The sequence below is a fragment of the Bacillus sp. F2HM genome (assembly GCF_019266135.1).
GTDB classification, from domain to species: domain Bacteria; phylum Bacillota; class Bacilli; order Bacillales; family Bacillaceae; genus Bacillus; species Bacillus safensis.
Genome location: NZ_LRMO01000006.1, coordinates 73,962 through 100,543, shown reverse-complemented (window position 1 = coordinate 100,543; position 26,582 = coordinate 73,962). Strand labels below are relative to the sequence as shown.

Annotated in this window: 20 protein-coding genes; 5 read left to right on the top strand and 15 right to left on the bottom strand. The window is 40.1% G+C overall.

Going from position 1 to position 26,582, the window contains the following annotated elements; translation table 11 throughout:
• Positions 1-8: 8 nt before the first annotated feature.
• Positions 9-8,204 carry a non-ribosomal peptide synthetase gene (locus tag AWT60_RS04535; protein WP_218676965.1) on the top strand — a complete coding sequence of 2,732 codons (8,196 nt, stop codon included), beginning with the start codon at positions 9-11 and terminating at the stop codon, positions 8,202-8,204.
• A gap of 6 nt (positions 8,205-8,210) precedes the next feature.
• Positions 8,211-8,951, top strand: a complete 741-nt coding sequence (locus AWT60_RS04530; RefSeq protein WP_218676964.1) for a thioesterase II family protein — start codon at positions 8,211-8,213, stop codon at positions 8,949-8,951.
• Between the two features lie 30 nt (positions 8,952-8,981).
• On the opposite strand, the gene AWT60_RS04525 is transcribed toward AWT60_RS04530, so the two are convergent.
• From AWT60_RS04525 to AWT60_RS04500, 6 genes are all read right to left on the bottom strand, one after another.
• Complete coding sequence (locus AWT60_RS04525) at positions 8,982-9,521, bottom strand: hypothetical protein (RefSeq protein WP_218676963.1); 540 nt, start codon at positions 9,519-9,521, stop codon at positions 8,982-8,984.
• A gap of 20 nt (positions 9,522-9,541) precedes the next feature.
• Positions 9,542-10,075, bottom strand: a complete 534-nt coding sequence (locus AWT60_RS04520) for a stage II sporulation protein M (RefSeq protein WP_218676962.1) — start codon at positions 10,073-10,075, stop codon at positions 9,542-9,544.
• The gene (locus AWT60_RS04515; RefSeq protein ID WP_133744749.1) at positions 10,032-10,721 is read right to left on the bottom strand and encodes an ABC transporter ATP-binding protein; all 690 of its coding nucleotides are present in this window, start codon (positions 10,719-10,721) and stop codon (positions 10,032-10,034) included. The genes AWT60_RS04520 and AWT60_RS04515 overlap by 44 nt, the downstream gene beginning before the upstream one ends.
• 8 nt (positions 10,722-10,729) lie before the next feature.
• Positions 10,730-12,154 carry a hypothetical protein gene (locus AWT60_RS04510; protein ID WP_041089039.1) on the bottom strand — a complete coding sequence of 475 codons (1,425 nt, stop codon included), beginning with the start codon at positions 12,152-12,154 and terminating at the stop codon, positions 10,730-10,732.
• 64 nt (positions 12,155-12,218) lie between these two features.
• Positions 12,219-12,518: a hypothetical protein gene (locus AWT60_RS04505; protein WP_024427284.1), complete on the bottom strand. Its 300-nt coding sequence runs from the start codon at positions 12,516-12,518 to the stop codon at positions 12,219-12,221.
• A gap of 326 nt (positions 12,519-12,844) precedes the next feature.
• Positions 12,845-13,759, bottom strand: coding sequence for a DMT family transporter (locus AWT60_RS04500; protein WP_218676961.1), 915 nt, complete (start codon positions 13,757-13,759; stop codon positions 12,845-12,847).
• Between the two features lie 130 nt (positions 13,760-13,889).
• On the opposite strand from AWT60_RS04500, the gene AWT60_RS04495 reads away from it, so the two are divergent.
• On the top strand, positions 13,890-15,227 hold the full coding sequence (locus tag AWT60_RS04495) for an aminotransferase-like domain-containing protein (protein WP_218676960.1): 1,338 nt from the start codon (positions 13,890-13,892) through the stop codon (positions 15,225-15,227).
• Here AWT60_RS04495 and AWT60_RS04490 read toward each other — a convergent pair.
• The 5 genes from AWT60_RS04490 to tcyA all read right to left on the bottom strand — a co-directional run bounded on the left by AWT60_RS04490 (position 15,224) and on the right by tcyA (position 19,142).
• Positions 15,224-15,916 (bottom strand): 4'-phosphopantetheinyl transferase family protein, encoded by a 693-nt coding sequence (locus AWT60_RS04490; RefSeq protein WP_218676959.1) that lies wholly within the window; start codon positions 15,914-15,916, stop codon positions 15,224-15,226. The two genes, AWT60_RS04495 and AWT60_RS04490, sit on opposite strands and share 4 nt — an antisense overlap.
• Before the next feature lie 186 nt (positions 15,917-16,102).
• Positions 16,103-16,747 (bottom strand): YczE/YyaS/YitT family protein, encoded by a 645-nt coding sequence (locus AWT60_RS04485; protein WP_087975296.1) that lies wholly within the window; start codon positions 16,745-16,747, stop codon positions 16,103-16,105.
• A 144-nt stretch (positions 16,748-16,891) separates the two neighbouring features.
• A complete protein-coding gene (locus tag AWT60_RS04480; RefSeq protein ID WP_024424287.1) occupies positions 16,892-17,635 on the bottom strand; it encodes an amino acid ABC transporter ATP-binding protein in 744 nt (247 codons plus the stop codon).
• A gap of 12 nt (positions 17,636-17,647) precedes the next feature.
• Positions 17,648-18,340 carry an amino acid ABC transporter permease gene (locus AWT60_RS04475; protein ID WP_024424286.1) on the bottom strand — a complete coding sequence of 231 codons (693 nt, stop codon included), beginning with the start codon at positions 18,338-18,340 and terminating at the stop codon, positions 17,648-17,650.
• A complete protein-coding gene (tcyA, locus tag AWT60_RS04470) occupies positions 18,327-19,142 on the bottom strand; it encodes a cystine ABC transporter substrate-binding lipoprotein TcyA (RefSeq protein ID WP_046313883.1) in 816 nt (271 codons plus the stop codon). The genes AWT60_RS04475 and tcyA overlap by 14 nt, the downstream gene beginning before the upstream one ends.
• Before the next feature lie 304 nt (positions 19,143-19,446).
• Here tcyA and AWT60_RS04465 point away from each other — a divergent pair, with 304 nt between their 5' ends.
• A complete protein-coding gene (locus AWT60_RS04465) occupies positions 19,447-20,061 on the top strand; it encodes a dienelactone hydrolase family protein (RefSeq protein WP_041106580.1) in 615 nt (204 codons plus the stop codon).
• A gap of 314 nt (positions 20,062-20,375) precedes the next feature.
• Positions 20,376-21,809 carry an amino acid permease gene (locus AWT60_RS04460; RefSeq protein ID WP_218676958.1) on the top strand — a complete coding sequence of 478 codons (1,434 nt, stop codon included), beginning with the start codon at positions 20,376-20,378 and terminating at the stop codon, positions 21,807-21,809.
• Between the two features lie 152 nt (positions 21,810-21,961).
• Here AWT60_RS04460 and AWT60_RS04455 read toward each other — a convergent pair whose 3' ends face one another.
• The 4 genes from AWT60_RS04455 to AWT60_RS04440 form a co-directional block, all read right to left on the bottom strand.
• On the bottom strand, positions 21,962-23,515 hold the full coding sequence (locus AWT60_RS04455) for an MFS transporter (RefSeq protein ID WP_218676957.1): 1,554 nt from the start codon (positions 23,513-23,515) through the stop codon (positions 21,962-21,964).
• Positions 23,516-23,598: 83 nt separating this feature from the next.
• Entirely contained in the window at positions 23,599-24,453 is an 855-nt protein-coding gene (locus AWT60_RS04450; protein ID WP_218676956.1) for an SDR family oxidoreductase, read from the bottom strand.
• A gap of 23 nt (positions 24,454-24,476) precedes the next feature.
• Entirely contained in the window at positions 24,477-25,544 is a 1,068-nt protein-coding gene (uxuA, locus tag AWT60_RS04445) for a mannonate dehydratase (RefSeq protein WP_218676955.1), read from the bottom strand.
• Between the two features lie 38 nt (positions 25,545-25,582).
• Positions 25,583-26,260, bottom strand: a complete 678-nt coding sequence (locus AWT60_RS04440; RefSeq protein ID WP_218676954.1) for a GntR family transcriptional regulator — start codon at positions 26,258-26,260, stop codon at positions 25,583-25,585.
• Between the last annotated feature and the right edge of the window lie 322 nt (positions 26,261-26,582).

The following is a 26,582-nucleotide window of genomic DNA, read 5'->3' as shown; positions in this document are numbered from 1 at the left end:
GAAGAACGATGTTAATGAGTAGACGAAAAGGACATGCAGCAAATCATATCGTCAGAATCAACGGAAAACGGATGGATCTTAAAGCATTAGAGCAAGTCATGATGCTTCATTTTCCGCTAAAGGAATGTGCAATCATTCCGAAGAAAAATCAAGAAGGCAGTTTATCGCTTGTGCTATTTGCACAGGCGAAGGACCCTTCGCTGACAAGAGAGGATCTGAAGAAAGGTCCACTTCATCCTCATGAAGTGCCAGCTGCTCTCGTCTTATTACCTTCTTTGCCAAAGACAGAAAGTGGAGCAGTCGACACAGAGGCACTGCTTTCAATTGAAATCATAGATCAAGAGGAATTAAGAAAGATAGAAGAGCGCACCAAAGCTATAGATGGAGTAGAGGAAGCGGCCGCTTTCTTTGAAAGTCAGTCAGAAAAACGCACGCCCTATCACCTAGATGACCTGTTTCCTGATCGACAGCGTACTCAAGGGAACGGACCGCTTTCGAAAAGTGAAGCGAGCGAAGCAAAACCATCATCTCTACATGAGAAGCCGCCTGCACTTGTGTATGGCGGAGATGTGATCAAAAAACCAGGCACACCTGTCACGCTGACAGAGGTGCTGATTCGATCAGCCTTTATGTCACCAGACCGCGGGGTGACTTATTTGAAAGAAGGCGGGCGTACGTTGACCCAAACCTATCCTGAATTACTAACTAGCGCTGAACGCGTTCTGTCCGGTTTAAGGGCAGCAGGACTGTCAAACGGCGATCAAGTGTTACTTCAATTGAAAGAGCATCAAGATTTTATCACGGTGTTCTGGGGCTGTATTCTCGGAGGAATCATTCCGACCCCAGTCTCTGTGCCGCCTGTTTATGATGAAATGAATCAAGGTGTGAATAAGCTGAAGGGCGTGTTTCAGCTGCAAAATGAACCTTTCATTATTACGAATGAAGCAAGTGCTGAGGACATTGCTGGGCTGCGTGAGGCATTTGAAGCGAAGGTCATGCCTATCTTAACAATTGAAGCGTTGCTGGCGTATGAACCAGATGAACAGCATTATGAGCCAGAGCCGGATGAGCCTGTGCTGCAGCTGCTGTCTTCAGGAAGTACGGGTGTACCAAAGTGTATCCGTCATCATCATCAAAGCATTTTATCTAGAATTATGGCCTTTGAGCAGGTAAACGGCTTTACACATGAGGATGTGTCGCTTAACTGGATGCCGCTTGATCATGTTGGTGGAATTGTTATGTTTCATGTACATGACGTCTACCTTGGCTGCCAGCAGATTAGTCCATCCATCGATCAATTTATCGAGCGGCCGATGGTGTGGCTGGATTGGGTAGAAACATACGGTGTCACAAGGACATGGGCACCAAACTTTGCCTTTGCCATGATGAATGAATATGAAGACGACATTCGTAAGGGAAACTGGGACCTGTCCACTCTGACTTATATCATGAATGCAGCCGAAGCGGTTGTTCCGAAAGTCACGCAGCGCTTCATGCACATCATGGGGCAGCACGGATTAAGCCGTCATGCGATGGTACCTGCTTACGGTATGTCAGAAACATCCTCAGCCATTGTTCAGTCAAAGAAATTTATGCGGAACAGTGAACAGGATGGACAGCTGACGATTGATCAGACCTCGTTAACAAGTGAGATCGAATATGTGACGCACGATCATCCGAACAAGATGACGTTTACAGAAGTCGGCACGCCGATTCCGTCTGTATGGATTCGAATTGTAGATGAGCATCACGAGGTGCTGCCAGAAGATCAGGTTGGGCGCTTGCAGGTGAAGAGTCCAACAATTATGATGGGCTACTATCAAAATGAGGAAGCCAATCAAGAAGTATTTGCGGAAAACGGCTGGTTTCACACAGGGGATTTAGGTTTTATTCATGAAGGGCGTCTCGTTCTGACAGGTCGAGAAAAAGACATCATTGTGATCAACGGCGCAAACTATTTGAATTACGAAATTGAAGCGGTTGTAGAAGAAGTGGACGGGGTCGAAGTCACCTTTGCCGCTGCGTACGGCATTTATAATCCCGAATCAAGCAATGACACGCTTGCCGTCTTTTTTGTCTCACAAAGGGATTCAATAGAGGAACAAATCGCAATAATTCAACAGATGAGAGAGGCTATCATTCGAAAAATCGGAATAGAGCCTGATCACATCATTCCGGTGAAAAAAGACCAATTTCCAAAAACGGAAAGTGGGAAAATCCAGCGTGCCCAGTTAGGCGCAGCACTAAAAGATGGAGCCTTCCGTGACATTGAACAGGCACTGGATCTTGCTTCTGAAAATGAACAAACACTCCCAGACTGGTTTTTCAAACGCATTTGGGCTAAGGAGCATATCGGTCCAACTCAGCCTATTGCTGACCATGTACTCGTTTTCGAGGATGAAAAAGGACTTTATCAATCGCTTTACGCACAATTTGAGCAAAAGAATCAGCCATATATTTCTGTGAGAAAAGGGCATGAATTTTTGCGTCTGTCCAAAGGGATGTACCAGATAAATCCGAGAATCAAGGGGGATTACGTCAGGCTCGTTGCCGCACTTGAAGCAGATGAACTAAAGATCGGGCGCATGCTCCATCTGTGGAATGTGTCAGACAAAGAAGACATCGTTGATCCTGCGCAGTTCAAAGAGCTGCATGCCAGCACGGGTCAATCCATTTTGTACTTGTATCAAGCATTGAGACAAGCAAATAAAGAGCCCATCCGTCTTGTCGTTGTGACAAAAGGCGGTCAATTTGTGAAGCCTGAAGACGATCTTCATGTGGAGAAAACGTCCCTTGTAGGTCTGCTAAAAACCATTCCGCAAGAATGGGAAGGAGCAGAGGTGTCTCATCTTGATATTGAAGCGGAGAATGTAGAACAGGATGCCAAGCATATTGCGGAAGAATTGTCTGCGATTCATATAAAAGCAGAGGTTTCCTACCGAAATGGGGACAGATTCGTACCAAAGCTGGAAAAAGTCAATATGATCGAAGCGCCTCAAACAGAAGGGTTTTTAGAATATGAAGGTCTTTATTTATTGACTGGAGGACTTGGCGGTATTGGGTTTGAGCTGTCTAAACAGATGCTCCAATTTGGCTTAAAGCTCGTCTTGATCGGACGGACATCTCTGGAAGACAGCTTGGAAAAGAAAGAAGCCTTCTCACAGCTAAAAGATGTTGGTGACGTCATTTATATCCAAGCAGATGTGACCAACTTACGTGACGTTGAACAGGCGATTTATGAGGCAGAAAAGCATTTTGGACAATCAATTCGGGGTGTGCTGCATTTAGCCGGTGCTGGCAATGTGTCTGAGCATTTTCAGCAGGCGGACAAGTATTCACTGGCTCATACGTCAGAAGAGGATTTCACAAAAGAAATGTCAGGGAAAGCAGACGGGGCATGGGTCCTGCAGGAAGCCTTTAAGTATGATCCGACAGTACCGTTTGTCTTTTTTGGATCGGTCAATGGCTTTTTTGGCGGCACAACATTTGGGGCATACTCTGCGGCCAACAGCTTTTTAGATGGACTCGCGCATGCTCTCACCTTTCAAGAAGGAAGACGAGCAATCTCTTTGAACTTCAGTATGTGGGATAATCTCGGTTTGTCTAAGGGGCATACCGGAGCAGCTCTCACCGTTCGCAAAGGATTTCAATTGATTGGAAAGAAACAAGGTCTCCATTCATTATGTTTAGGTGTTCGGCTCAATGAAGCGCATCTGTTTATCGGTCTGGACGGAGCAAATCCAGACATCGCCGGGTATCTTCAGCCAGCTCCAATACCGGTCTTTGAGAAAAAGCTTTTTTACACCGTTCAGCCTGGCAAAGAAGTGCATGTTGAAGAGATCACGAGCGTCTCAGAAGGCAAATGGGACATTCAGCAAGTACAGGAAATACCGAAAAAACAAGATGGCTCTATTGATCATGAAGCACTCAAATTGAATCATGACAAAAACGTCCAAAGCCTTGAAAAGCAATTACCAGAAACGAAGACAGAGCAGCTTCTTGCCGCCATATGGGAGGACATTTTAGATGTAGATCGCGTGTACAAAGAGGATCAATTCTTCGATCTTGGCGGACATTCACTAAAGGCAACTCAAACCATTTCCCGGATCAATCATGAATTTTCAATGAAGGCGCCTTTAAAAATATTATTTGAAAGCAAGCATCTGGCACATCTGGCGCAAATGGTTGATGACATCAAAGGGGCGCCAGCCGTTCAGGAAGCTAAAATTCCAAAGCTTGAAAAGCAAACAAGCTATGAACTGTCACATGCCCAGAAGCGTATTTGGTTCTTATCCACATTAGAAAAGAGCCATCATTACAATATATTAGGTGCTTGGAAGCTGACAGGACCATTACACATTCAAGCATTAACAAAAGCGATTGGCCTTTTAACAAAGCGGCATGAAGCACTTCGGGCAGTATTTAAATCACTTGGCGGCAAGCCGGTGCAACTTATTCGTGAAGACCTTCCGCCATCTGTGACAGTGGCAAATTTCTCATTATTTAATGAAAAAACAAGAGCGAGAAGACTCAAGCAGCTCATTCAGCAAGAGGCAGAACGTGTCTATGATTTAGAAAGAGGGCCTCTTGCGCAGTGGACGATAGTAGATATGGGCAAGGAGGAGTATTATCTCCTTTGCGCGCAGCACCACATCATTTCAGATGCATGGTCACTCAGCCTGCTCATTCAGGAATTAGAAGTGGCATATGACGCGCTGCTTGCAGATGAAACGCCGCAGCTCCCAGCCTTAGAAATCGAATGGACAGATTATGTACATTGGGAAAATGAACAATTAAAGCATCATCAAGAAGACCAAACCTATTGGCTCAATACGTTACAAGGTGAACTTCCAGTGCTGGAGCTGCCGTTTGACCGTCCTCGTCCGCCGGTTCAAACATTTAACGGTGCTACAGAGCAAATTGTACTGGATGAACCGCTTATCCGCCGCTTGCAGGCTTTGTCCAAGCAGCAGGGCACGACCTTGTTCATGACGATGCTGTCCGCGTACTACGTCCTGCTTCACAAACTGTCCGGACAGACAGATATCATCATTGGATCGCCTATCGCGGGTCGGGATGCCAAGCAATCAGAGCAGCTCGTTGGGATGTTTGTGAATACACTTGCGCTGAGACAGGATGTCTCAACAGCAGAGACGTTTGCTGATCTTTTGGAAAACGTGAAAGAGATGACATTAAAAGCGTTTGAGCATCAGCATTATCCATTTGACAAGCTTGTCGATGACCTTTCGTTAGATCGAGATTTAAGCCGGTCACCTATTTTTCAGGCGGCCATGGGGTATGTCACCGATTCACTTGATGTAAACCTTAAAGGGCTGACAAGTGAACATGTGATGATCCATTATACAGTATCTAAATTTGATCTCACCCTTCATATATTTGAACAGGAAGAGCAGCTGTCGATTCATGTGGAATACAATACGGATTTATTTGATCAAGAGACCATTCATCGTTATATGAACTATTATCTCCATGTGCTAGATGGCATGACGGCACAGCCTGAGCGTACATTTGCTGATTATTGCTTAATGGACAAAGTGGAACAGGCGGCCATGATTCTAGGAAAAAATCAAACAGATACGCCATATCCAAAGCGGACGCTTCAAGAATTGTTTGAAGAGCAGGTGCAGCGTGATCCGCATCGTATTGCCTTGTCCTATATGGATGAACACATGACGTATGAAGCCTTGGATAAGAAGGCGACAAAGCTTGCTGCTTACTTGCAGTCAAAAGGAATTGGACCAGGCTCCCTTGTACCGATGCTATTTGATCGCTCCTTTGACATGATTGTGTCGGTCCTAGGAATCATCAAATCTGGTGCTGCATATGTTCCGATGTCACCTGAATATCCTGATGCACGCATCCGTCTCATTGTTCGTGATACGCAAAGCGATGTGATCATCACTCAGTCTCATCTTGCAGATCGTCTAGTAGGCTTTACAGGTACAAGGATTATCATGGACAAGCCAATACCAGAAACAAATGCAGGTTATCAAAGAGAATCATCGATTATAGGTAAAGACCAGATCGCCTATGTCAATTACACATCAGGCTCAACAGGTACACCAAAAGGCGTGATGCTCCCTCATGCAGGAGTTGTCCGCTTAGTTAGAGAAACAAACTATATCAAGCTCGGTCCAGATGACAAAATGCTTCAGCTCTCAAACTATGCTTTTGATGCTTTTACATTTGAATTATGGGGGATGCTGCTGAATGGCGGTCAGCTGATTCTGCTCCCAAAATATGCAGCACTGAATATGGAAGAATTAACGCAATTCATCAAAACGTATCAAGTGACAGCCAACTGTCTGCCAACCGCTTTATTTAATCGACTGGTAGAGCACGATCCGAAAAGTGTGGCAGGCTACCGCACATTACTCGTTGGCGGGGAAGCCATGTCTAGTGAGCATGCACGAAAGGCACTGCCGCATATGGAAGGTGTGCTCGTCAATGCTTACGGTCCAACAGAAAACACGACATTAGCCACAACACATCAAGTCACACACGTGCCAGCAGGCGCAAAATCAGTTCCAATTGGTGTGCCGGTGTCGAACTCAACTGTTGTCATACTGGACGAAGCGCTAAACCCAGTACCAGCAGGCGTCAAAGGAGAAATTTATATCGGTGGAACTGGTCTTGCGAAAGGCTACCTTCATGATCCAGAGCAGACAAAGGAGCGGTTTATTGACAATCCTTTTCCTGAACTAAAGGGAGACAAGCTGTATCGTTCAGGCGACCTTGGTACATGGCGGTCAGATGGCACCATTGAATATCTCGGCCGAAAAGATGACCTGGTGAAAATTAGAGGCTACCGGATTGAATGCGGAGAAATTGAGACAGCCCTGCTCAAGCATCCACAAGTCAAAGAATGTACAGTCATCGCCAAAACGTATGGCAGCTCAAAACGGCTGGCGGCCTACCTTGTAACAAACGGAGAAAACCCTGTTCCGGGCTGGAAAGCCTTTTTGCAGGAAAGCCTGCCAGGCTATATGATTCCAAGTTACTTTGTCGTACTGGATGAAATGCCGGTGACAACGAACGGAAAAGTTGATCAAAAAGCATTGCCAGAGCCAACAGAAACAATTTCCCTTTCCCATGATGACGACAAACCGGTCACCGAAACGGAGGAGCGGATTGTCGCAGCTTTCAAGGAAGTGCTTGGTGTGAAGCAAGTAGGTATGCATGACTCCTTCTTTGATCTGGGCGGCGATTCCATTATGAGTATTCAGGCTGTGGCCAAATTAAAAGAAAAAGGTGTTCGTGTTGATCCAAAATGGATTTTCATGCACCCGGCGCCTGCGCAATTAGCCGCACATTTGGACGCAGTGCCAGAAGCCGCTGAGAACGTCGAAAGGTCTCCGAAGGACTACGTGATCGAGCTGAAAAAAGGCGATCCAGCCGAACCGAGAATATTCTTCGCGCCGCCTGCTGGTGGAACGGTGATGGGCTATATTGATGTTGCTAAGCTCATGACACATCAAGGCACTGTGTACGCCTTGCAGTCTCCTGGCCTATATGAGGATGAAGAGCCGCAATTTCTCCATTATACGGAGCTTGTGACCCTTTTTATTGAAGCTATTGAGACGTTCTACCGTCCGGGGATTGACTATCTCGCAGGGCATTCAATGGGCGGGCATCTTGCCTACGGAATGAATCAGCGGCTCTCTCATGCAGGAAAAGCACCGAAAGGACTCATCATATTAGATACGGTGCCAGTGTTAAAAGATGAGGCAGATCAGGGACTTCATGCCGATATGAACGAAGAAGAAGTGAAAATGCTCGCGCTTGTCCTTGGAATGGGGAATCTGGTCGGCATCCAGCCAGAAGCTTTACAAGGATTGAGCTTCCAGGAAGTGAAGCAGAAAATACTCAAAGAGGCAGAAAAGGATGAAGTTGTTCATCAATTCATGAATGATCAATATTTAGATAAATATTTGCAAATGCAAACGCATAATACGATCATGTCACAAGCCATTGAATTAGAAAAAGAACCATTCCCTGTGCCATTTTATATTGTCCAAAGCAGTGATCACGCAAGCGATTTCCAGAAGAAGTTTTCAGACTGGGAGGCTTATACGAAAGGGTCGTGCTCGTATTACCACATCAAAGGCGACCATGTCACCATGATGAAAAGACCGCAGGCAGATGAACTGGCACGGATTCTTCAAACGATTATAAAGGGGTAAAGACGTATGAATCAGTTATTTAAAACCTTTGAAAAAAAATCAGATTTCATTCAGCTTATTTGTTTTCCTTTTGCCGGCGGATATTCCGCCTCATACCGTCCACTCTTTGAACAGCTAAAAGACATGGCCGAAGTCACAGCAGCAGAGCCTCCAGGGCACGGCACCAATCTCATGCCGCTTGAAACAAGCATTGACAGGCTGGCAGAGCTGTATAAAGAGGGGCTCACGGACAAATTGAACCGCCCATTTATTCTGTTCGGACATTCAATGGGAGGACTTGTGGTATACAGACTAACCCAGCTGCTAGAAAAAGAAGGGATCTATCCGACAGCAGTGGTGATCTCAGCCATTCAGCCCCCGCAAACAAAACGGCAGATGCTGACGCATTTATCCAATGAAGCATTTGTACAGCATATTGCCGAAATGGGTGGGATTCCAAAGGAATTACTAGAGAACAAACCAATGATGGATTACTTTACACCATCATTGCGTGCAGATTACAGGGCACTAGAAACCTTTCAGCACACAGATCAATCGATTATCGACACACCTGTTTATTTATTCAATGGAAAGCAAGATGAGAAATGCATGAAGGATGCAAGCGGCTGGCAAAAATGGGCAAAAACCATCGAACGCACCGATTTCGATGGAGGCCACATGTACATCAACACACATCCCGAGCCATTTGCAGAGCAGATGAGACATGTGATTGAGCTTGCAGCCAGGCAACAATTGATCAAGAATTAAGAAAAAACGACCCATCAATAGGGTCGTTTTTTACTGAGGAATAATACTTGAAAACGCTGATATAGCTAATGAAAATAAGAATAATAAAACGAATGGGATGTAAAATTTATAACTTCTATTTTCTTGATCTTTTAAGTAAGAATAGCACCACACACTAAATGCGACTATAACGAAAATGTTGATGTTCCATAAAAATGGAAGTGTAATCGTGCGTTCAGCATTAGATACCTTTAACAGGTATAAAATAATAACAATCAAGTTGCCTAGTAAAATGTAATAGTAAGCTAATATCCCCTTTTTAAAAATACTTTTAAAGGAATCTTTTACTCCGAAAATAATAAAACTTAAAAAAATGACTAATGAAAAAAATAAAACTTCAATCATTGGCTTGAATATTTCTCCAATCACAGCAAGTGAAATACCTATCCACTTACTAACTTCAATTAAATCTTGATTCCCATCATGTTGTAGCTCTAATAGATTTTTATTTATTTCACCCATTTTTAATATAGAAAGGATGAAAGCTATTATACCAGAAAGCATACATACTAATAAAATGTGTTTTTTCATAATAGCACCCTTTAACAATATCAAATTTTTATAAAATAAAATTCAATCATCGAAGCAATAAATAATAAGAAAACCCCGGTTATAAGCTGACTAGCATAGATTTTCCCTTTTGTTTTAAATGAAATTTTGTTTTTAGATATGATATATCCTGTAATCTGTCTTGATATATCAAAAGAGACAAAATAAAAAAGGAACAAACCGACAATTTCCATCGGAGCGTGGAAAATAATATAGTATAATGCTATATCAATTCCATATATATAGGTATACGATATAAAAAATGCACCTAAGAAAAAACCATTTAGAAAAATAATAATGCTAGATAACAAACCTAAACTAACAATTCCAGATATTAATATTAGGAGTGACACAAAAAGGTTATTAAAAAAAATTTCTAGATAGCTATGAATCTCAATGTTGTTTTTAAAATCTATACTATCTATAAATGTTGAAGCAAAAATACTTAAACTAAAACCTCCTAAAAATAATATGATAAAAACTGAAAAATTTTTAAGATAATTTTTCAAAAAACTTCTTTTCGAGCTGATCTTCATGAAAAGTCACTCCTGAAGATTTTTTTTCTGAGTGAATAATACTACCATTATCAATAAAAAGGATTTCATCACATAAGTCTGCAGCAAATTGAATGATATGTGTGGAGAGCAAAATGATTTTGTTGGCATCTCTGAAATTTCTTAAATGTTTTTTCATGTCAGCCATGTTAGTAGGATCAAGACCTGTAAATGGCTCATCTAATAAAATAATATTTGGATGATGTAATATGGTTAAAATAAAAGACATTCTTTGTCTCATACCTCTTGAAAGAGCAGAGGAACGGCGGTGAATTTGTTCTTCTAATCCATATTTGCTCAATAAATCCTTGATTTGTTCATTTTCTAAAGGTTGTTCTACAAGCATAGATTGATATTTTACAAGTTCAAAACAGGTTAGGTTCTCAAATAGAGTTGGATCGTCTTCCATATATCCGACAGAAGAAAAATTTTGCTTACTATGATTTATTAATATTTGACCTTCATCAGGGTTTATCAATCCAGCTACCATTTCTAAAATAGTCGTTTTTCCAGCACCATTTTTACCTAATAGTCCGATAATTCTACCCTCTTGGAAATGCATCTCAGGGATCATAACTTTAAAGTTAGACTCTTTGTACTCTTTTATTAGACCATGAATTGATAACATACAATCCCTCACTCAAATAATGTTTTAAATGATTTATAATTTTTGTTGATTGTTCTATCCCACAATTTAATCATTAAAAATAAAATGATGAATGAACAAGCAGCCATAACAGAATTTGTTAAAATAAAATATACTGTGCTATATGAGGAAATCACGGATAAAGCTAGAATGAAACCATAACAAATATTTAAAGTCAATTTACTAAGAGAACTTGGAACTTGATAAACAAATTCCCAATTAAAATAAGGAAATACAACAGTAGAACCGACAGTACAAATACCGACGAGAATGCAAGTGTTTATTAAAGTAATCATCACGTAAAAAGGCTGATCTAGTTTTAATACAAAGCTTGAAAAAATGATATATAAAATACAAAAAAACAAGTGTAATATAATAGATAAAATAATCTTGTTTTTAATTTTATTTTTCACTAAGTTAGGTAGATTCTGTTTTAAAGGAAGAATGGGGCCATCAATATCAAAAGAGACATATGGTTGTATTGCGTTCGATATAATAATCATTGGAAAAATCACACTAAAAATAAATAAAAAATCATTTTCTATATTCAATGTTTCAAGTTGATTTGTATTAACACCATAAAGAATTAGACCAAATAACCCCCCAGATATTGTTAATATAAATAATAATACTGACCATTGAATAGGAGGATTTCTCATGAGAAGTGTAATTTCATAAAACAAAATATGATTAAACTCTCTAGATGTTCTTTTTCGTTTTTCTTTTAATTCTTTTTGGGAATTAAAAATTGGTACATTACGAACATTTTTCTTCCAATTCATCAATAACAATAAGCTAATAAATGTGAAGGTTAAAATAAAATATATTGAATAACTAGATAAAGAATTTGTTAATAAATTGAATCTAAATACAGTGAAAACCCACAGTGCAATAAGGCCAGTAGTTATATAACCAATACTCGATGAAATTGAGAAAAACTTTGGGTTAGAAAGTAGCAACAAGACATGTAATCTAAGTAAGTAACCTAAAATAAAAGACGAGGCTGCCAAAGCAGCGATTGTAAAAGCTCCCTCATACCCATTTATAATTAAATTTGCTAAGTAAGACCCTAAAATGAAGAATAATACACCCACAATAGTGCTGAAAAACTTACTCATATCTTTGCCGAAGATATATTGATCTAGATGAACTTTTAAAATAGCCATCTGTTTTTTATCAGTAGAGAAAAGTATTCTCATCAAACTTTTATCAATATTAACTGTAAACATAAATATAAACAGCGATAAATAGATTATTGTTAAATCCTTAACGAAAAAAGGAGTTAATATACCTAGTAATAGTGGTGTTATTATGTATAAGAAAGCAAAAAATACAAAAATGAGAGCATTATTTCGTTGGTGTCTTCTTAGATCATTGATTAACAACATTTTTGTATATGTTAAATATTTATGCATTTACAACACTTCCATTTTAAAGGTGTATAGAGAAGGCTGTTGCACCTTCTCTATTAAATCTTTTTTAGAAAGAAATAGCGTATTTCACTCCGTATTTTCTAGCATAACTAATGACCAGTGAAGCAATAGCACCAAGTCCAAAAGTACCTAAGACAGCAGCAACAGCACCCACTGTACCTGCTGCATTTAGAATTGCACTAACAGAAGTTATAGCCCAGCCAGGTATTTGAGGATAGTTTGCTACTAGATTTGCAAAAGGTGTAACTGGTTCAAGAGTCAATAAAATCATAGTTGTTAGAGTTAGAGTGAAAATAAGACTCAAGCCTACAATTGCAAAAAATCTATTTTTTAAACTCAATTCCATAATTAACACCCCCTCCCTTGCTTATATGCCCATATTATACAAAAAAAGGATATTAAATAAATGGGTTTTTTATACTGTATTTTATTTCTCTGCAACGAAAGATTTAGTATTATTTTGATGAAATATGAGGAAAGGTAGTAAAATTACTCGAGAATTAATAGCTTATAAATCGTATTTTTTATATTGATAATGACATTACTTCAGTAACTAGCTATGAAATACAAGATAAAATCACTAAATATAATTGGACGAAAAAGCTTATACAAGACAATAAACAATTAATAAGACATAAGAAAAGCGGCTCTCTTTATAGAGGCCGCTTTTTCTTATGAATGCTGTTTCTTTACCACATTTCCGCCAATCACTCCGCCAATGACCAGCACCCCTCCGAGGAAATGATACCAATCAATCGTTTCGTGTAAAATGAGAACCCCGGCGGCGACCGTGATAAACGCGGATAAATTGTTAAAGATGCTGACCTTTGCCGCTTCTAGATGCGAGAGTGCATAGTTTGATAAATACGCCGTGAGAAGCGATGAAAGAATACCTAAAAAGAGCATCGACCATACAAAGGATGCTTCTGTAAATGGGCTGAAAAACTCCGGCAATGAGCCATTGATCGAATGCCGGATAAGCGCAGCGGCATTGAAAAAGACAAAGCCAAAGAAGGTCATCACAAAGGTGAGTTCGATCACATGGAATCGTTTTGTAATCACTCTAGCAAACACACTATATGCACTGGATGACAAGGCTGAAAATAAAATCAGCACATAGCCGATGAAGTGAGAATGCTGGACATCAATTCCCTTCATGACAAAGAGAAGCATCACCCCGCACACAGAAAGAAGGGTAAACAGCACTTGTATCCATGTCGCACGTTCCTTTAAAAACCAGGCTGCCAGCAGCATCGTTAAAATGGGAATCGTTGCTTGAATGATGCCAGCCTCTGAAGAAGATGTATACATCAATCCCCACACTTGAAAAGCAAAGAACAAAACAGGATAAAGCAAGGAAAACGGTACGATATAAATGAGATCACGCCATTGAATGGATATGCGATTCTTCTTTCGTAGAAACGGATACAGCAATAGAGCGGCTGCAAAGGAAACTGTAAAGCGGTGTGCCAATAAATCTATTGGATTTGCAGATTCTAATGCTATTTTGACAAACAAAAAGGAAAAACCAATGATAGAGGCGTATGCGATCGCGGCAGCATACGCTTTTTGTTTTGAAATATTCATAACGTGACTCCTTACATGAGCATGCATGCTTCAAATGAATTGACCGGTTCTGTTCTTCTATCGTAATCGGATCATCTAACGTGTACAATAAGAGAACATGATATCTGTACCGGTACAAGGAGGAAAAGGCGTGAGGAAATATGATCAGCTTGTCTTGAGTTTAAAAGAAAAAATGGATTCAGGGGAGTACAGCGCTGGAATGAAAATTCCCTCCATTCGCCACTTAGCGGCTCAATATGCAGTGAGTAAAAGCACTGTCATCAAAGCGCTAGACACATTGGAGCGTGAACATCTGCTGTATTCTGTAGAAAGAAGCGGCTATTATGTCGTGAAAACGAAGCAATCAGCAGGTAAGCAGGACGGCACATGGATTGATTTTGCTTCCTCTGCACCTGATCCCGTTGTGTTTCCGTATGTCGATTTTCAGCACTGCATCAACCAAGCGATCGATTTGTATCAAAACGACTTATTTATTTACGGCACAGCCAACGGTTTACCATCTCTGCTGCCAGTCATTTCAAAGCGATTAATGGATTATCAAGTGTTTGCTCAACCAGAACAGATCGTCATGACCTCTGGTATTCAGCTCGCGTTATCCATTTTAAGCACTATCCCTTTTCCGAATGGAAAACAAACCATACTAGTCGAACAGCCGGGTTATCACTTATATCTCCAATATTTAGAGAAAAACCAATTGCCTGTGCGCGGAATTCAGCGGACGGAAAAAGGGATCGATCTTATCGAATTAGAGCGTATCTTTCGAGAAGAGGAGATTCGTTTTTTCTATACGATGCCACGATTTCAAAACCCGCTTGGAACGAGTTTATCAAAGCAAGAAAAAAGAGCGATAGCAGCCCTTGCTGAGAAATATGATGTCTACATTGTTGAGGATGATTATATAGCAGATTTAGAATTCGACACAAAAAGAGACCCGATTTATTCATACGATCAGGCAGGAAAGGTTATTTATTTGAAAAGCTTTTCGAAAATCATTTTTCCGGGGCTGCGAACAGGAGCGGTCGTCTTACCAGAAGAACTGATTACTCCTTTTAGCGAACACAAACGGCTCATTGATATCGACAGCTCCATGCTGTCCCAGGCAGCTTTAGAAATATATTTAAAAAGCGGGATGTTTGAGCGGCATAGAGACAGAATGCGGGCGAGCTATCGAAACCGCTCCAAGCAGCTCGTGGCAAGTTTAAAAAATGATCAGAGCGCTTATCAGCTGGGAGAACAGGAGCCAGCTACCCATACACATATACGTGTCGACCGGTCGATTCCAATGAACCAGCTCATTCAGCAGCTGAAAAAGGCATCTATTTCCATTCAGCCGATTGACCGCCATTACTTGCAGACTTATCAAAAGGACCCGATTCTTCAGCTGAACATCTGGCAGGTGAAAGAAGAGCAGATCACACGCGGAGTCGATCTATTAAAGACGGTATTTCAGCAAATTACGCGTTATTAAAGGCGGGACAGTACATCACTGCAAGTGAGTCTCTCAACGCTATCAGCCGCAGCAGACTTTCGTGTGCATACCGCCATTTGGTAGGCAGGATCAATTGAATATGTTTGAACAAAGCAAGGCGTTTCATGATCAGGTAATGTCAATGCAGCCTGTCCATCCTCTGAAAGACGGGCTGTAAAGGACGAAAGACCATAGGATAATCCCTTTCCAGTCAGTTTGATAAAGGCCTCCTTCATTGACCATAGATGAAAGAAATAGGCCTCCTGCCGCTCTGCCGGTTGTGAGAGTAAATCCTGATACTCATCCGCTGAAAAAAATCGCTTGGCAATCGCCAGATCAATAGGTTTGATTTCCTCAATATCAATGCCAACAGGTGCATCATCTACTGCGCAAACGACCCAATCGCCAGAATGAGATAGATTAAAATGAAAAGAAGGGAACTGCCGGACGACAGGCTTGCCATTGTCCTCAGTTTCAAAAAGGATCTGATCCATAGGCAGATCGTACATATCATGAATCGTTTGACGAACCAGCACCTCACCTAACAAGGTTCTTCTGGCATCGATTAAAAAACGAAAGCGATCAGCCGCTGCACGCTTTTCAGATGACACAAAGGGTTTCAGCCGCTCTATTTGTTGTCGTGCATCAATTTCATCTAAGTGTTGTAATTGGATAGTATATATTTTCATAACGAACCTCTAATTTTTTACATTGATTGTACCATTGGAGAGCGCCGCGTAAAAGGGAAAGAGGCCTCCTTACAGTGAAAGCCCAAAAGGAGAGGAAGATGCAGGCTGATTTCCTCTTATAATTAAAAGAAAAGTCTGTTTATTTAACCAAAAGAAAAGCCATTCTGATTATAGAATGGCTTGTTCTCATCTAGTCAGTGTTTGAACAGGTTTTTCAGCTGTTTTAGTAATTAGCAGCTGTAGGAGCCGTGTTGATTGCGGCAAGGAGAAACGAAGGACAAGACCTGTGAAGATCGCAGTCAAAATCGTTCCAACGCCAATCGGTCCACCGAGCATCCATGCAAATAAAAGCACTGTTAACTCAATGCCATTTCGAACCCACTGTACGTTCAGTCCCGTTTTCGCTGAGATGAGCAGCATTAATGAGTCCCGTGGCCCAGCGCCAAGATTAGCTGAAACATAAATGCCAACACCGTATCCAGAAACTACAACACCTGTAATAAATACATATAAAGCCGGTAAATACCCATGTGGCGCAGGTAATATCGCATTAAAGAAATCAATAAACACGCCAATCAGCACCATATTGAGCAGGGCGCCGATCTTTGGAAATGATTTCGTGAAAACAGAAGTCAGTGTCACAATCAGTGCACCAATAATGATCGACCATTGTCCAATGGTTAAACCAAAATGCTGAAACAGTCCATAATGAAATGCGTCCCAAGGACCAATCCCAAGGATCTTCCCTTTCACTGTCAGCGATAGTCCAAAAGCTAGTACGATCAATCCAACAAAATAAAAAAACCAACGTAAAAGATGTTCCCGCTTCAAAAGCATTCCCTTCTTTCTTAAACACTCGATTTCCATCGTAACATACTCTCACACCCCTTTAAATGGCTTTGCTCAATTGTAATCGCTTACTTTTAAAAAGATGAAAAAAGGCTGTCCTCACCACGTGAGAACAGCCTTTTTTCATCATACTGGATTCAAAATCCGGTTTAAGAATTGTTTTGTTCGTTCTTCCTTTGGTCGTTTGAAGATTTCTTCCGGGGGACCTTGTTCGACGATGACGCCGCCATCAATAAAAATCACTTCGTCTGCTACTTCTTGGGCAAACTTGATTTCATGTGTGACAACTGCCATGGTCCAGCCTTCCTTCGCTAGATCCTTCATGACCTTTAAGACTTCCCCGACAAGCTCAGGGTCAAGCGCAGAGGTAGGTTCATCAAAAAGCATGAGCTCTGGCTGAATGGCAAGTGCACGGGCAATCCCGACACGCTGCTTTTGACCGCCTGACAGCTGGAATGGATACAGATCCTTTTTATCTTCCAGACCGACCTTTTGCAAGAGCTGAATGGCTTCTTTTCGAACCGTTTCCTTTGGACGGCGCTGCACCTGAACAGGACCTTCCATCACATTTTCAAGCACTGTACGGTGAGGAAACAGGTGATAATCCTGAAACACCATTCCTGATTTCCGGCGTAACTTCAGCAGATCAGCTGATTTATTTTTTTTTGAAAAATCAATCGAGAAATCATCGAAGGTAAAGGAGCCGCCATTTGGTATTTCAAGTGCATTTAAACAGCGAAGCATCGTTGTTTTTCCTGAACCAGATGGACCGAGGATGGCCACAACCTGCCCTTTGTTGATCGAAAAATCAATCGACTTTAAAATCTCATTTTCACCAAAGGATTTCTTTAAGCCTTTGACTGTTAGCATGTCGTTCCCTCCTTACCTTGCGACATATCGATCAAGTCGTTTTTCAATTTGATGCTGAACGAGCGATAGAATGAAGCAGAATACCCAATAGATCAGGGCTGCTTCCATATAAATAAACAAGATTTGATCCAAGTTCGCCGCAGCAATTTCCTGTGATTTACGGAACATCTCTGCCACGAGAATTTGGGAGGCGAGGGATGTATCCTTCACCAAACTAATGAATGAATTAGACAGCGGTGGAATCGATACACGCACAGCCTGCGGTAAAATCACGCGGACGAGCGTTTTGCGATGTGTCATCCCAATGGAATAACCTGCTTCCCATTGTCCTTTTGGAACAGACAGGACAGATGCACGGATAATTTCCGAAGCATACGCACCTACGTTTAAAGAAAAAGCAATAATGGCACTTGGATATGGATCAAGTGTGATATTAAATGTCGGAAAGAAATAGAAAATAATAAACAATTGCACAAAAAGCGGCGTTCCGCGAACGGCCGACACATAGATGGAGAAAATCCATCTGAGGGCTTTAATTTTAGACATTCTAGCAAGAGCTGTCACAAGCGCGATAAAAATACCAATAATAAAGGCAATGATGGCGAGGGGAATTGTATAATAAATCCCCTGCATCACCATTGGCCAAAAAGATTGCTGAAGAAGATCCCAAGGAATGACGACTCCTAGGATGTTATTTTGTAACATCTTCACCAAACCATTTCTTAGAAATCTTAGCGAGTGTACCGTCTTTTTTCATTTCTTTTAGTGCGCCATTCACTTTGTCAACGACTTCGCCGCTGCCTTTTCTGAATGCGAAATATGTTTCTTGAGGATCTCCTGTTTCAAATGCAACTTTTAGGTTTTTGTTACCGCTTGTTTTCAAGTAATTCAATACAGCCAATTTGTCATTGAACGTCAGATCAGCACGTCCTTGCTGAATCAATTGAATGGATTGTGCAAGACCTTCAACGCCTTCGATCTTAGCGCCAGCATCTGTTGCTAGTTTATTGTAGTTACTTGTTAAAGATTGTGCTGCTTTTTTGCCTTTGACATCAGATAGTTTCTTGATGTCGTTGTTATCTGATTTTGTTACAACAATGGCTTGAGATGTCGTGTATTTATCAGAGAAATCGTATTGATTTTCACGTCCAGTTTTCCCCACTTGGTTCGCTACCACGTCAAAACGTTTTGCGTTCAGTCCAGCAAACATACTGTCCCATTGTGTTTCTTTGAATTCAGGTTTTAAGTCAAGACGTTTTGCTACTTCAGTGATGACTTCTACATCGTAGCCAGTTAATTTATCTGTCTTTTTGTCATGGAATGTGAAAGGAGCATAAGTACCCTCTGTTCCGATGGTTAATACACCTTTATCCTGAATGGATTTCCAAAGGTCTCCTGATTCCTTAGACCCAGATTGTTTATTCGCGTTGTCGCTTGCACCAGATCCACATGCCGTGATCAATGCAACACAAGCGCCTAACATAATGGCAAAGAACATTTTTTTCATTTTATTCCCCACTTTTCTTGTTGGTATTTACAACATATGATCTTACAGAGAAGCAACCTAAAAGTAAAGCATTTGAAACTAGCTTGAGCGAATCTCACCAACTTTATGCCCTCAAACGGTCGAACGGACAAACGATAGAACTATACCCAAGTTAAAAGGTGAATAAAACCATACACAAGTTCAAGATGATTTGATTGGTGGAACGTTAGATAAACGATTCGGGTAAAATATGCTATGATCATCCCAACGAAATTTTCCAATCGATTCAATTGACTTCTAAGAAACAAAAGGGAAGTGTGAACATTTGCATACATCGAAACAAAAACCTGTCATGATCTTAATACACGAAATATACGGAATAAATGATCATATGAAGAGTATGATCCATTATTTCGACAAAGCTGGATTTGAGGTTTATTGTCCTCATTTATTGGGACAGGCGAAGCACTTCCCTTATGTCAGTGAAAATGAGGCTTACGACTACTTTATGAATAAAGTTGGTTTTGATAAGCCGGTAAAGAGTGTACTGAATCTGGCAAAAGAGTTAAAAACGAAGAATGCCGCGATAGACATATTTCTGCTAGGTTTTAGTGTGGGGGCAACAATTGCCTGGCGATGCAGCCAAAATGATCAGCTGTTTACCGGAGTTATTGGATTTTACGGTTCAAGGATCAGAGATGACGTCGATCTTGCGCCCGCCTGCAAAACGCTGTTATTTTTCCCGGAGATCGAAGCATCCTTTCATCCCAGGGAGATTGCGAGTGTTTTGGAGAAAAAGAAAAAGCTTTGCGTGACAATAGTAGAGGGAGAGCATGGATTCGCCAATCCTTATTCTGCGGCTTTTCACGCTGAATCTAAAAATCGCTGCTTTCAGGAAATAGATGAATTTATCAAAGTGTGTTTGCTAAAAGCAGAATGACTTGTGACAAAAGTGATCATAAGAACTGTCTAAAATGAGACTCGAAAAGAATGAAACGAAACCAGTGTGCAACGATAAAGTTTCATGCTGGTTTTTTTGTGCAATATTTTAGATATATGGCATCCTATCAAATGGTTTGATCCACCACATATTTGTGCGAACATTACTAAAATAAAGACTTTGAGACAATGACCATAGAAGGAAGCATATTTATTATAAAAGATGTATAATTAGTAGGTTGTTTTGAAAATGGAATAAATCACATGGAGACATGTTTTGATAACAGAGCACCTTAGAAGAAGGAGGGCATCATTGTGGATGTTGGACAAAATCAGCCTGAACAATTGAAAAGGGCGATGACCTCCCGCCATTTATTTATGATTTCACTTGGCGGTGTCATTGGGACAGGCTTTTTCTTAGGAACGGGCTATACGATTGGACAAGCAGGGCCAGTCGGAGCCGTTCTTTCATATATTGTGGGCGGATTGATCATGTATTTAACCATGCTGTGTCTTGGGGAGCTGTCTGTTGCACTTCCTGTGTCGGGGTCGTTTCATACGTATGCGACGAAATTTGTCAGCCCGGCAGCGGGTTTTGCTGTCGGCTGGATTTATTGGCTCGGCTGGGCGGCAACGGTCGCCCTTGAGTTCTTATCAGCAGGACAGCTGATGAGGCGCTGGCTGCCGCAAGTAGATGTGTGGATTTGGTGTCTCATATTCGGACTCTGTCTTTTCTTATTAAATGCCCGGTCAGCGAAAGCGTTCGGGGAGTCGGAATTTTTCTTTTCTACCATTAAGATTATTGCAATTTTACTCTTTATTGGCGTAGGCGGAGCGGCGATGTTTGGGTTTATTGATACAACGAGCGGTGAACCTGCCCCTTACTTCAGCCATTTTGTGAATGATGGGCTGTTTCCAAATGGCCTGCTGGCCGTTGTGGTCACGATGATTACGGTGAATTTTTCGTTTCAGGGAACAGAGCTGATCGGTATTGCGGCAGGAGAAAGTGAAAACCCCGAGAAAACCGTTCCCCGTTCGATTCATCAAACCGTATGGCGTACACTTGTCTTTTTCGTCTTATCTATTTTCGTCTTAGCCGGTATGGTGCCTTGGAAGGAAGCAAGTGTGCTGCAAAGTCCATTTGTTACTGTGTTTGAGAGAACGGGCATTCCTTTTGCGGCAGACATCATGAACTTTGTCATTATTATTGCTTTATTATCTGTTGCGAACTCTGGCTTGTATGCATCGACGAGAATGCTGTATTCCTTATCGAAGGAAGGAATGGCAGGAAAAGCATTTAGACGCGTCAATCAGCGCGGCATACCGATGAATGCCTTACTGCTCACCTTCCTGTTTACAGGGATTTCGCTGTTATCCGGTTTTTTTGCAGAGAAAACGGTATTTGCCTGGATCGTGTCCATTGCCGGAATGAGTGCCCAGACAGGCTGGATCACGATTACATTATCACAGCTTCTTTTCCGTAGAAAATATTTGAAAGCAGGCGGAAAGCTGGAAAACTTAAAATTTAAAACTCCTCTTTATCCGGTGCTGCCAATCATTGCGATCACACTGAATACCATCGTGTTGGTCAGCCTTGCCTTTGATCAAGAGCAGCGCATTGGGCTATATGTCGGCGTACCGCTCATGATCATTGGATATGTTGTCTATCACCGCTATGTGAAAAAGCATCAGGCGAAAAGTGAACCGCTGAAGCTGCAGATCCGCGGAGATGATGAGATCCGGTTTTAAAATCAAAAAACACTAAATGTAAGAATATAAGATATTTTAAAACACCTCTGATATCAATCTGAAGGTGTTTTTTTCTTGAAGTGATTCTGGAACCTCTCATATCAATAGAAGGACTATTTAACTGAGCTGTAGTTCTCAACTAACAACAAAAGTTAGTTAATATCCTGCTGTTTAAAATCTTGTTGTTCAAAATGTTGGCGCTTATTCTGATATCCTACGTTATTATTACCCCAAAGCTTCTCGTAATCCCATCCTGTTAGCGCTTTCAAAACACTTCTTGTTTCATCATCAGCCTGTTCCATTGAACCATTATTCTTTAACCTATTAATTTCATTAATCATAATGGAATGGGTTTTCTTAGATAATTTAAATCTAAATGAAATAACTAAACTAATACCGACTAGCCCTACAGTTCCGAAAAACAGAATACCTACAATCCCATTTATTGCTGTAGTAGACTGTGTCGTCGCATTTGCAACGAATCCACTTTCCTGTAAAATAACTCCTACCAAGAATGTGGCTAAAGCTGTAGTACTCTTGCGTGTAAAAGTCATAATACCTGCAAATATTCCTTCTCTTCTTTTACGAGTGACCATTTCATCTACATCAGGAATGAAAGTGTAAATATTCCATGGTATATAATATAATCCACTCTTTCCGATGCCTAAGATAACAGAGAACGCATACAACGCTATAATCATATAAGCTGGCTGTGTGAAGTATAAAAATATATAACCACTTATACATGTAATAATAGCAATATAAGATATTTTCAAAGATGGCGCAGGACCTATTTTAATCACGAGCCAACCAAACAATATTGTACATACCATTTGAAGTAATGAACCAATAGATAATAAATCGGCTGCCAGCACTGCATCTTTATTTAAAGAAAACACAACAAAGTAGACAAAGACAGCGTTTAAAATATCCATGGCCGTAAACGAACAAATATACATCGTGAGGTGCTGACGGAAACTTCTTATTCTAAAAGTAGATGTTAAGTCAATGATGACTTTTTTTATGGATTCTATAGCAGGTACTTTTTCTACACCATCAGGTTCTATCATGTCTTCTTCTATTTTACGTTCCCATGTTGTTCTATGTGTAATTAATAATGCAGCCATAAAAATAAAGGTAAAAATAATCCCATTGTAAAGAAAAACTTGAGGTGAATCTTTTCCGAATATTTCGAATAATCTGCCTGGAATAAAGGTAGCTAAAAATGTTCCTAGTCCTGAATAGATTAATCTGATTGTTGAGAGCTTGGTCCGAGCATTAAAATCATTCGTCATTTCAGCTCCAAGTGTTTCAAATGGAATTAATACCATTGCTGCAAGGAATTCTAACAAAATATAAACCGTTAAATAGTACCAGTAATTCATATCAGAAATCCAAAGAAGAGAATAAATAACCATCAAAGGGCTTCCAACTAGTAAAAAGAACCTGCGTCTTCCAAATTTTTTCCCAAGTTTTGTACGACCAAAATTGTCAGTAATATGGCCCATAATTGGGCTTGCTATCGCATCAATAATACGAGCAATTGCAATAATAGATCCTGCTTCAACAGGGGTAAGACCACAGTATGTAATGAAAAAATATAACATCCATGCGCCTATGATAGCGAATGCTCCCCCTCCAAATAAATCCATTGTTCCATAACCAATATAATTTTTGAGTGTTAGTTTCCTGTTCTCAGTCTGCATTCTTATGTCTCCTTTCCAAGCCTACTTATAAATTTAAAAAAACAGATAAAATAAAGATGTATGACAAGGAAAAAATAAAAATATTAAACACCTGAATACGCCATAAAACCTCCATCCACAGGAATTGTCACGCCGGTAACAAATGCTGACATATGATCATCAACAAGCCATAATAGGGTACCAAGAAGATCTTCTGGCGTACCAAACCTTCTCATTGGTGTGTTCGAAATAATCTTATGTGACCTCTCTGTATAATCTCCATCTTCATTTAGGAGAAGGTTTTTATTTTGTGAGGTTAAAAAGAAGCCCGGTGCAATGGCATTTACTCTAATTCCTGCCTCGGCCATATGAACAGCTAACCATTTGGTGAAATTTTCAATTGCTGCTTTTGCCGCGCTATAAGCAGGCACTTTGGTCATTGGAGAAGGGGCACTCATAGATGAAATGTTGATGACAACTGCTCCCTTTCGATGAACCATATTTTTAGTGAAAATTTGTGTAGGAATGAAAGTCCCCATAAAATTTAAATCAAATACATTTTGTACACTATCTGTACTTAAATGAAAAAAAGTATTTACCTTAGGATTAGTAAGGTCGTCTGTTTGAAATATTTCATTGGTTGTATTTGCACTGGAGTGGTTACCACCAGCTCCATTGATCAATATTGTACAATTGCCTAATTCCTCTGTTACAATCTTCTCGGCTTGTTCAACACTCTCTTTATTCAGAACATCACATTTAATCGCAATCGCTTTCCCGCCCATAAGGTTAATTTCTTCGGCTACCTTTTCACCCTTTTCGACTGTTCTATTTAAAATGGCCACAGACACGCCATGTCTAGCAAGTTCCTTTGCCATGGCGCTGCAAAGTACGCCACTTCCTCCTGTTATGACAGCTACTTTACCAGCTAAATTTTTATTTTCTTGTATGTTTACCATGTAGCTTCCTCCTTTGCTTCTTTTCATACAGAATGTTTATTTTGTAAAGCATCCCAAGCTCCCCACAAATACATAATTCCAAGTGCTCTATCATAAAGACCATATCCAGGCCTGCATTGTTCATCCCATATGTGTCTTCCATGATCGGGTCTACAATAACCTTTGAATCCGCTTTCATAATAAGCGTGTATAATAGCTGAAACATCTACTGATCCATCTTTTGATCGATGCGATGTTTCAACAAAGTCCCCGTTATCATATACACGTACATTTCTTATATGAGTAAATGGGATTCTATCAATAAATTCGTGAATCATAGAAACTAAATCATTTTCTAAGTTTGCTCCTAAAGATCCTGTACAGAGCGTTATACAATGATGTGGGCTATTATTTAGTTGTAAAATTTTTCTGATGTTATTTTGGTTAGTTACTATTCGCGGTAGACCAAAGACAGGCCAAGGTGGATCGTCAGGATGAATAGCCATTTTAATATCATGAAGTTCTGCAATTGGAATAACCTGATCTAAAAAATATTTCAAGTTGTCCCATAAATCATCGTCTGTTACATTTCTGTAGGCTTCAAAAAGGTGGTGGAGGTGATTTAACCGCTCTGGTTCCCAGCCTGGCATGGTTAAACTGGAGTTCTCACTAATTTTATTTACTAAGTCTTTCGGATCAATATCTTTAATTCGACTATGTTCATAAAATAGAGCTGTAGAGCCATCAGGAAGTGTTTTATTTAAGTCTGTACGGATCCAATCAAATACAGGCATAAAGTTATAACATATGACTTTAACACCGACCTTTGCTAGCTTCTGAATTGTTTTCTTATAATTTTCTATGTATCGATCTCTAGTTGGAAGTCCGAGCTTAATGTCTTCATGAACATTCACGCTTTCAACCACTTCAATATGAAGGTTATGTTTATCAGCTAATTTTTTCATTTCTACAATTCTTTCTAGTGGCCACTCTTCTCCTGCGGGCACATCATGCAGTGCCCAAACAATTCCTTCCACTCCTGGAATCTGCTTTATTTGTTCCAGTGTTATCGTGTCGTTTCCTTCGCCAAACCATCTAAATGTCATCCTCATCTACCATCACCCCTAAAAATATAAGTAACAACCTATTTTTATTTAAAATAATTTGGATATTCTTTCTTCAATAATTCTTTATCAACAAGTGCAATTTTCAAATGCTCTTCCATGATTGTTTCAGCTTTATCAGCATCTTGATCTTGTATAGCTTTGAAGATATTTACATGTTGAGAAAAAATATTATCCCAATTATAATCTGTTACTAGCCTTAACATGCGACTCCTATTAAAGTGTACATTCATCTGTTGAATAACTAACCATGTTTTTTCTTTTTTACACCGTTTGAAAATAGTTCTATGAAACTCCTCATCTAATTCAAACATTTTTTTATAATCTTTTTTCTTAACGCAAATTTTTTGCATACTTAAATTCATATCTAAATCATTAATCAACTCTTCAGAAGGTTCCTGACAGGCTAGTCTAATCACTGCCTTCTCGAGATGTTCTCGCATAAACCGTGCTTCCTCCACAAGGTTCAAATCAATTAAAGAAACAAATGTACCTCGTTGAGGATAGATACTTAATAATCCTTCTTGAGATAATTTTAAAAAGCTTTCTCTTACAGGAGTTCGACTAACATTAAATTGAACGGATATTTCTTTTTCAGAAATATTTGTCCCAGGTGGAAGCTTCAGGCTTAATATTTGATCTTTTAGCATATTGTAAACTTGTTCCCTAGTAGAGAGGTTTTGGTTTTTAAAATCAATATTCATTATTCTAATCTCCTTTCTCTAACATACTACCATACAAGCAGATTAGAATGGTAGACATTCATTTCATTTTTCTGAATACTTGTACTGTGAGCATCTCTTGATGATTCCACTATGTAAGCCATGATCAATCATAAAAGTGTGGGATATTAAAAAGAAAATTCAAAAAACTATACAAAATTCAAAAAGATTGAGTTATAATGTTTTTGATCTACCATACTAGTATAACTAGAATATTAACAAAATGAACGGTACTCTGATCTATCATTTAGGTGAATCATTCAGTTTTTTGAAAGCGCTATCTCATTATTGGAAGTGAAAATTT